The following is an 8,185-nucleotide window of genomic DNA, read 5'->3' on the forward strand; positions in this document are numbered from 1 at the left end:
CATAGGCTTCACGCGCTGCGCGATGGTCGGGCTCGTCCCGACCATCCACGGTTTCGCTGCGCCGGCCGAATGCGCTGTCCAGCACATAGATGCCCGCCGCGAGGGCGAGCATCCCGGCAAGGCTCCAGCCCTCCCCCGGAAGCATGGCATGCCGCTTGCTAAGCCGGATCAGGAACTCTTCCAGCTCAAAGGTGCACGATGGTCCGTTCCGCTCTCGCCTGGTCGCTCGCCGCCGGCGTCGCTCTCTTCGCCCAGCAGGGCTTCGCGCAGGGCACCTTGCGCATCGGCATGACCGCCTCGGACATTCCGCTGACCACCGGCCAGACCGACCAGGGCGGCGAAGGCATGCGCTTCATGGGCTATACGGTCTACGACGCGCTGATCAACTGGGACCTCTCCAGCGCCGACAAGCCCTCGGACCTGAAGCCCGGCCTCGCCACCGCCTGGGCGGTCGATGCCGCCGACAAGACAAAATGGGTCTTCACCCTGCGCGAGGGCGTGAAGTTCCATGACGGCTCCGAATTCACTGCCGAGGCGGTGGTCTGGAACCTCGACAAGCTCCTGAAGAACGACAGCCCGCAATTCGACCAGCGCCAGGCCGCGCAGGGGCGCTCGCGGATTCCGGCCGTCGCCACCTACAAGGTGCTGGACAAATACAAGGTCGAGATCACCACCAAATCGCCCGACGCGACGCTGCCCTACCAGATCGCCTGGGTGATGATGTCCTCGCCGACGCAATGGGAGAAACTCGGCAAGAGCTGGGAAGCCTTCGCCAAGACACCGTCCGGCACCGGCCCCTGGCAGCTCACCGCCTTCCAGCCGCGCGAGCGGGCCGAGCTCGCACCGTTCAAGGACTACTGGGACAAGGCGCGCGTGCCCAAGCTCGACAAGCTCGTGCTGCTGCCGCTTCCGGAGCCGAATGCGCGCGCCGCGGCGCTGCGCTCGGGCCAGGTCGACTGGATCGAGGCGCCCTCCCCGGACCTGCTGGCCTCTCTGAAAGGCGCCGGCTTCAAGATCGTCACCAACGCCTATCCGCACAACTGGACCTGGCACCTCTCGCGCATCGAGGGCTCGCCCTGGAACGATATCCGCGTGCGCAAGGCCGCCAATCTCGCCATCGACCGCGAGGGCCTGAAGGAGCTCCTCGGCGGCATGATGATCCCGGCCGAGGGCTTCTATCCGCCCGGCCACCAGTGGTTCGGCAACCCGAAGTTCAAGCTGAAGCTCGACCAGGCCGAGGCGAAGAAGCTCCTGGCCGAGGCCGGCTTCTCGCCGGAGAAGCCGCTGCAGACCAAGATCCTGATCTCGCCCTCCGGCTCGGGCCAGATGCAGCCGCTGCCGATGAACGAGTTCGTCCAGCAGAACCTCGCCGAGGTCGGCATCAAGGTCGACTTCGAAGTGGTCGAGTGGAACACGCTGATCAACATCTGGCGGGCCGGCGCGAACCACGACTCGTCGCGCAAGGGCACCGGGATGAACTACACCTACTTCATCCAGGATCCGTTCACCGGCTTCATCCGCCATCTGCAATGCGATCTGAAGCCGCCGGCGGGCACCAATTGGGGTCTCTATTGCGACCCCGAGATGGACAAGCTCTTCGACCAAATCCGCACCACCTTCGATCCGGCCGAGCAGACCAAGATCCTGCAGAAGACGCATGAGAAATACGTCGACGACGCGCTCTTCCTGATGGTCACGCACGACGTCAACCCGCGCGCCATGTCGCCCAAGGTGAAGGGCTTCGTGCAGGCGCAGAACTGGTTCCAGGATTTCTCGCCGATCACGATGGACAAGTGAGGCTGAAGATGCGGGAACGGGCCGAGAGCATCCTTCTGCGGCCTCGCGGCGCCGAAGCCGCGATCGCGTCGCAGTCCTTGCCGTCATGGTCGGGCTTGTCCCGACCATCCACGTCTGCGCTGGCCGAGGACCGTGGCAAAGACGTGGATGCTCGCCACAAGGGCGAGCATGACGGCTTGGAGACCGCCGCAGCTCTCGCTTGGTCGACGCGGTCGAGGCTCGGATGCTGACCTATCTCGCCAAGCGTGTCCTTTACGTCCTGCCGGTGGCGCTCGGCGTCAGCCTGTTCTGCTTCCTGCTCGTCCATATCGCGCCCGGCGACCCGCTCACCTCGGTGCTGCCTCCCGATGCCTCCCAGCAGATGCAGGAGGAGATCAGGAAGCTCTACGGTTTCGACCGTCCCCTCCCGGTGCAGTTCGGCCTCTGGCTGTGGAAGGCGGTCCAGGGCGATCTCGGCACCTCGATTGCGACCGGGCGGCCAGTCGCCGGCGAGGTCTGGCGCGCGGTCGGCAACACCCTGCTGATCGCCTGCCTCGCCACCGTGATCGGCTTCCTGCTCGGCTGCTTCTTCGGCTTCGTCGCCGGCTATTTCCGCGGCTCCTTCCTCGACAAGTTCGCCTCGATGCTGGCGGTGCTCGGCGTTTCCGTGCCGCATTACTGGCTCGGCATGGTGCTGGTCATCGTCTTCTCGGTGCAGCTCGGCTGGCTGCCGCCGGGCGGTGCCGGTCCCGGCGGCTCCGCCGCCTGGAAATGGGACTGGGAGCATGTCAGTCACATGATCCTGCCAGCGGTCACCATGTCGGTGATCCCGATGGGCATCATCTCGCGCACCGTGCGGGCGCTCGTCGCCGACATCCTGAACCAGGAATTCGTGCCGGCACTGCGGGCCAAGGGCCTGATGGATTTCGGCGTCTTCCGCCATGTCGTGAAGAACGCCGCGCCGACGGCGCTGGCCGTGATGGGCCTGCAGCTCGGCTACCTGCTCGGCGGCTCGATCCTGATCGAGACAGTGTTCTCCTGGCCGGGCACCGGCTTCCTGCTCGGCAACGCCATCTTCCAGCGCGACCTGCCCCTGCTGCAGGGCACGATCCTGGTGCTGGCGATGTTCTTCGTCGGCCTCAACGTGCTCGTCGACATCGTCCAGGGCCTGCTCGATCCCCGTGTGAGGAGGCGTTGAGATGAGTGCGGTCACCGCGACGAGCGTCCCCGCCACCACCAGCGCGCCGACGCCGGCGCACTCACCGGGCTACTGGTCGGGCGTCTTCAGGCGTTTCCGGCGCGACAAGGTCGCGGTCGGCGCCGGCATCGTCGTCCTGCTGATCATCCTGATGGCGATCTTCGCCGACTACATCGCCCCGGCCGACCCGACGCGCTCCTCGATGCTCCGGCGCCTGCGGCCGATCGGTACGCCCGGCTACCCGCTCGGCGCCGACGAACTCGGCCGCGACATGCTCTCGCGCCTGATCCATGGCGCCCGGCTCTCGCTGTTCATGGGCGTGGTGCCGGTCTTCATCGCCTTCGTGTTCGGCTCGCTGATCGGCGTCTCGGCCGGCTTCTTCGGCGGCAAGTACAACACGATCACGATGCGCACCGTCGACATCTTCTACGCCTTCCCCTCGGTGCTGCTGGCGATCGCGCTGTCCGGAGCGCTGGGCGCCGGCATCTTCAACTCGCTGCTGTCGCTGACCATCGTCTTCATCCCGCCGATCGCCCGCATCGCCGAGAGCGTGACGACGCAGGTGCGCTCGATGGACTATGTCGAGGCTGCGCGAGCGAGCGGTGCCGGCCCGGGCACGATCATCCGCGTCCATGTCCTCGGCAACGTCCTCGGCCCGATCTTCGTCTACGCGACCAGCCTGATCTCGGTCTCGATGATCCTCGCCTCTGGCCTTTCCTTCCTCGGCCTCGGCACCAAGCCGCCGACGCCGGAATGGGGGCTGATGCTGAACACGCTGCGCACCGCGATCTACGTCCAGCCCTGGGTCGCCGCCCTGCCTGGCGTCGCGATCTTCATCACCTCGATCTCGTTCAACCTACTCTCGGACGGGCTGCGCTCGGCCATGGATGTGAAAGGCTGACCATGTCGCTGGCACTCTACGTCGAGGACGGGTCGGATCGCGGCGGCGCCGGCACGCCGTTGCTGGAAGCCCGCGCGCTGACCAAGCACTTTCCGCTCGGACGCGGCGCCGTGGTCCGCGCCGTGGACGGCGTCGATTTCCAGGTGCTGAAGGGCGAGACGCTCGGCGTGGTCGGCGAATCCGGCTGCGGCAAGTCGACCACCGCCCGCGTGGTGATGCAGCTCATCCCGCAAGATGCCGGCCAGATGCTGTTCGATGGCGAGGCGGTCGGCAGCGCGGCACTCTCGCTCAAGGACTATCGCCGCCAGGCGCAGATGGTCTTCCAGGACAGCTATGCCTCGCTCAATCCGCGACTGACCATCGAGGATTCGATCGCCTTCGGGCCGACCGTCCATGGCGTCGCAAAGACTGGTGCCGTTGCCCGCGCCCGCGACCTGCTCGCCCGCGTCGGGCTCGATCCGGAGCGCTTTGCGGCGCGCTATCCGCACGAGCTCTCCGGCGGACAGCGCCAGCGCGTCAACATCGCCCGCGCGCTCGCGCTCGGACCGCGCCTCGTCATTCTCGACGAGGCCGTCTCGGCGCTCGACAAGTCGGTCGAGGCGCAGGTGCTGAACCTGCTGATGGATCTGCGTGAGGAGTTCGGGCTGACCTACATCTTCATCAGCCACGACCTCAACGTCGTCCGCTTCATCAGCGACCGCGTCATGGTGATGTATCTCGGCGAGGTCGTGGAGATCGGCCCGGTCGACGAACTCTACGAGGATCCGCGCCACCCCTATACCCGCGCGCTGCTCTCGGCGATGCCGTCCATGGACCCGGACAACCGCACGATCGAGGCGCCGCTCGCCGGCGACCCGCCGAACCCGATCAACCCGCCCGAGGGCTGCCGCTTCCACCCGCGCTGCCCGCAGGCGCAGACCGTCTGCGCCAAGGCGAAGCCGGCGCTGACGCCGACCGGGACAGGCACGCGGCTCGCCGCCTGCCATATGGAGATTCCCGGCTCGGGCCATAGCCGCGCGCCGGCGCTGGAGGACGCAGCATGAGCGCGCCCCTCGTCGCGATGGAGAACGTCACGGTGCGCTTCCGGGGCGCGCAAACGGTGCATGCCGTCAACGGCGTGACGCTCACGCTGGAGCCCGGCAAGGTGCTCGGCATCCTCGGCGAATCCGGCTCGGGCAAAAGCGTGACGCTGAAGACGCTGCTCCGGCTGCTGCCGGAGAGCCGCACCGAGATCGGTGGCTCCGTCATGGTCGATGGCAGGAATGTGCTGGCGCTCGGGCCGCAGGAGCTCGCCGACTATCGCGGCCGCGTCACCTCGATGATCTTCCAGGACCCGATGCTGGCGCTCGATCCGGTCTACACGGTCGGCGAGCAGATCGCCGAGGCGATCACCCGGCACGAGAAGATCGGCCGGCGCGCGGCGATGCAGCGCGCGCTCGAACTGCTCCATCTCGTCCGCATTCCCTCGCCGGAGCGGCGCCTGAAAGCCTATCCGCACGAAATGTCGGGCGGGATGCGGCAGCGCGCCATGATCGCGCTCGCGCTCGCGGCCCGGCCGAAGCTGCTGCTCGCGGACGAGCCGACGACCGCGCTCGACGCCACCGTGCAGATCCAGATCCTGCTGCTGCTGCGCCAGCTCCAGCGCGATCTCGGCATGGGCGTGATCTTCGTCACCCACGATATCGGCGTCGCGGTCGAAGTCTCGGACCGGCTCGCCGTGATGTATGCCGGACAGATCGTCGAGACCGGCACGGTGCGCGAGCTGATCAGCAACCCGCAGCACCCCTATACCAAGGGGCTGCTTGCGGCGAACCTGCATGGCGCCAGGAAGGGCGAGCGGCTCGAGGCCATTCCCGGAGCGCCGCCGGCGCTGAACGAGGCGCCTGCCTCCTGCTCCTTCGCGCCGCGCTGCCGGCAGGCTGTCGAAGCCTGCCAGATCGGCTTACCGCCGGCAGTGACGCTGGGCGAAGACCGGATCGTCCGCTGCGTCCAAGCCGAGGCGACGCTGCAGCCCGCCTGAACACGATTTCACAAGCCTTTCCGGTAACTTCCTTGCGCATCCTGGTCCTCAATCCCAACACCAGCCCCGAGATGACCGCGCTGGTCATGCGCGTGCTTGCGCCGCTCACACCGACCGATGTCGAGCTCAGGCCGGCGACGGGCCGCTTCGGCGCGCGCTACATCTCCAGCCGCAGCGCCGGCGCGATCGCCGGCCATGCGGTGCTCGACGCCTATGCCGAGCATGGCGGCGAGTGCGACGCGGTCTATCTCGCCTGCTTCGGCGACCCAGGACTTATGGCGCTGAAGGAGTTGGCGAGCGTCCCGGTCGTCGGCATGGCCGAGGCGGCCTGCCGGCAGGCGGCCGAGCACGGCGGGCGCTTCTCGATCGTCACCGGCGGCGAGCGCTGGGGGCCGATCCTCACCGAATTCGTCGCCTCGCTCGGCCTTGGCGCCAATCTCGCCGCCGTCGAGACTGTGGCGCCGACCGGCGGCGACATCGCCAGCGACCCGGAAGGCTCGATCGCGCTTCTGACGCAGGCCTGCCGGAGGACGGTGGAGCGAGATGGCGCCGGCGCGGTCATTCTCGGCGGCGCCGGCCTCGCAGGGCTGGCGGAGCGTGTTCAGCCCCATGTCGACGTCCCGGTGATCTGCTCGACGAAGGCCGGCTTCGCCGCTGTGCTCGAAGCCGCGCGAAATCCATCGCCGAAGCCACCCGCCGGGGATCTGGCGCTGCCGGCGTCCGTGGCGAGCACCGGCCTTTCCGACGCTCTCGCCCGCATTCTGGGACAAGGCGACATTCGGCCGCCATGGGCAATGCCGGCCTGAACGGCGATGGCGCTGGCGATGTGCTGGGGCCGGCCGGATCGACGGACGGTCATGTCGCTCTGTTCGATGGCGTTACCGGCAAGTTGCTGAAGGCCGGCGGCGCGCTGGCCCCGGTCGCGACGAACGGGCTTGCCTCCAGCGTGACGGTCATGCCCACGGGCTCTCTCGGCTCCTTGAGCGTGCAGGCGGCCCTGGCCGAACTCGATGACGAGAAGCAGCCGCTCGACGATGTCCTGACGGCGCTATCGGCCGTCACCATGGCGGCCAACAAACTGCCCTGGTTCGACGGGGCGGCATCCGCAGCGCTTGCGGACTTCACCCCGCAGGCGCGCGCACTGCTCGCCGGCTCCAACGCCGCCGCGATGCTGGAGACCCTCGGCATTCCTGGTTGGGGAGATGTGCGGGTCATCGACGTGCCGGCCGATGTTCCGTTCATCGACGTCACCGTGCCCGTCGGTAAGAAGGTCGCGATCATCGAGGGTGTCGACATCGCGGCCAGCGCTTCGAGCTCCGACTCGCTAGCGCTTCGGGTCAGCCATAACGGAACAACCTTTCTTGATGGCGCTTCCGCTTATCAAAGGGGGTCTTTCGGGTCGGATGGAACGACATTCAGCAACCCTCTCTCCCCGGCTCATTGCTGTTGCTGGGCGCGTACACTGAGGTTCTTACCGTCCGGGAAATTCCCATCAACGCGATACTGACTCTGGGCGCTGGTGGAACTCTTCCCAAGCTTACGTCCTACACGACCGGCTACACAACCTCACCCTCGTTCCAGTCGCTTCTACTGGCCTATCACGGCTATGCCGACTCCGGAGGGGCTGTCCAAAAGATCCGGATTTTTCGAAGCGGCATCGGCATGAACATCAAGGCCGGCACCCGTCTAACTCTGAGGTACCTCTGATGGCTAAAGCTCTTGTCGACGGCGTGCTCGTGGATCTCAGCGCGGCCGATAGCGACGCCTTTCGCGCTTCGGTCCGTCCTCCGCTTCCTCCGACCATCGACGACTACAGCCGCGCCATTCAGGCGCATCTCGACGAGACAGCGAAGCTGCGCCGCTACGACAGCATCCATACGGCAGTTGGCTACCGCGACGACCCCAACCCGGTCTTCGCAGCCGAGGCCCAGGCCCTGTTCGTCTGGCGCTCCGCTGTCTGGACCTACGTCACTGTCGAGCTGGCGAAGGTCGAGGGTGGCATGCGCCCACAGCCGAGTGTTGCGGAGATCGTCGCAGAGCTGCCGGCGATGGTCTGGCCCGCCTCATCCAGGCTCCTGCCGACTGAGCCAATCCGCCCGCCGCGCGCGGGCTTCTCTATTGGGCCATGGGTGTCAAGTCGGCTGACGACGAATGTCTCAGATGGGCCGGAAGGGGAAGTTGGCTCTCTGATCAGTCGCGTGTTCCCCGTGGAAGAGGCCGGCCCGTGACGACTGTGACGTAGCCGTCGCGCCAATGATCCTTCCCGATCTCGTACGGATCAATCACGAAG

The 8,185-nt window shown here is 67.0% G+C and carries 7 protein-coding genes and 1 pseudogene; all 8 read left to right on the top strand.

Annotation, left to right across the window (positions count from 1 at the left end):
* Window positions 1-198 precede the first annotated feature (198 nt).
* Window positions 199-1,797: an ABC transporter substrate-binding protein gene (locus tag RKE40_RS05725; RefSeq protein ID WP_316017274.1), complete on the top strand. Its 1,599-nt coding sequence runs from the start codon at window positions 199-201 to the stop codon at window positions 1,795-1,797.
* A gap of 223 nt (window positions 1,798-2,020) precedes the next feature.
* Complete coding sequence (locus RKE40_RS05730) at window positions 2,021-2,974, top strand: ABC transporter permease (protein ID WP_316017275.1); 954 nt, start codon at window positions 2,021-2,023, stop codon at window positions 2,972-2,974.
* A 1-nt stretch (window position 2,975) separates the two neighbouring features.
* Window positions 2,976-3,875, top strand: a complete 900-nt coding sequence (locus RKE40_RS05735; RefSeq protein WP_316017276.1) for an ABC transporter permease — start codon at window positions 2,976-2,978, stop codon at window positions 3,873-3,875.
* Between the two features lie 2 nt (window positions 3,876-3,877).
* A complete protein-coding gene (locus tag RKE40_RS05740) occupies window positions 3,878-4,918 on the top strand; it encodes an ABC transporter ATP-binding protein (RefSeq protein WP_316017277.1) in 1,041 nt (346 codons plus the stop codon).
* Window positions 4,915-5,895 carry an ABC transporter ATP-binding protein gene (locus tag RKE40_RS05745; protein WP_316017278.1) on the top strand — a complete coding sequence of 327 codons (981 nt, stop codon included), beginning with the start codon at window positions 4,915-4,917 and terminating at the stop codon, window positions 5,893-5,895. Before RKE40_RS05740 ends, RKE40_RS05745 begins: the two co-directional genes overlap by 4 nt.
* Before the next feature lie 32 nt (window positions 5,896-5,927).
* A complete protein-coding gene (locus RKE40_RS05750; protein WP_316017279.1) occupies window positions 5,928-6,701 on the top strand; it encodes an aspartate/glutamate racemase family protein in 774 nt (257 codons plus the stop codon).
* A complete protein-coding gene (locus tag RKE40_RS05755) occupies window positions 6,683-7,402 on the top strand; it encodes a hypothetical protein (protein WP_316017280.1) in 720 nt (239 codons plus the stop codon). The genes RKE40_RS05750 and RKE40_RS05755 overlap by 19 nt, the downstream gene beginning before the upstream one ends.
* A 304-nt stretch (window positions 7,403-7,706) precedes the next feature.
* Window positions 7,707-7,955, top strand: a pseudogene (locus RKE40_RS05760) (hypothetical protein); the annotation flags it as partial.
* Window positions 7,956-8,185: the final 230 nt, after the last annotated feature.

Origin of the sequence: Allobosea rubneri (genome assembly GCF_032464875.1) — a bacterium.
GTDB classification, from domain to species: Bacteria; Pseudomonadota; Alphaproteobacteria; order Rhizobiales; family Beijerinckiaceae; genus Allobosea; species Allobosea rubneri.

What these genes read in the sequence shown, in the direction of transcription:
- RKE40_RS05725 (WP_316017274.1), top strand. Translation starts at nt 199, where the DNA reads ATGGTCCGTTCCGCTCTCGCCTGGTCGCTCGCCGCCGGCGTCGCTCTC.
- RKE40_RS05745 (WP_316017278.1), top strand. Translation starts at nt 4,915, where the DNA reads ATGAGCGCGCCCCTCGTCGCGATGGAGAACGTCACGGTGCGCTTCCGG.
- RKE40_RS05740 (WP_316017277.1), top strand. Translation starts at nt 3,878, where the DNA reads ATGTCGCTGGCACTCTACGTCGAGGACGGGTCGGATCGCGGCGGCGCC.
- RKE40_RS05755 (WP_316017280.1), top strand. Translation starts at nt 6,683, where the DNA reads ATGGGCAATGCCGGCCTGAACGGCGATGGCGCTGGCGATGTGCTGGGG.
- RKE40_RS05730 (WP_316017275.1), top strand. Translation starts at nt 2,021, where the DNA reads ATGCTGACCTATCTCGCCAAGCGTGTCCTTTACGTCCTGCCGGTGGCG.
- RKE40_RS05735 (WP_316017276.1), top strand. Translation starts at nt 2,976, where the DNA reads ATGAGTGCGGTCACCGCGACGAGCGTCCCCGCCACCACCAGCGCGCCG.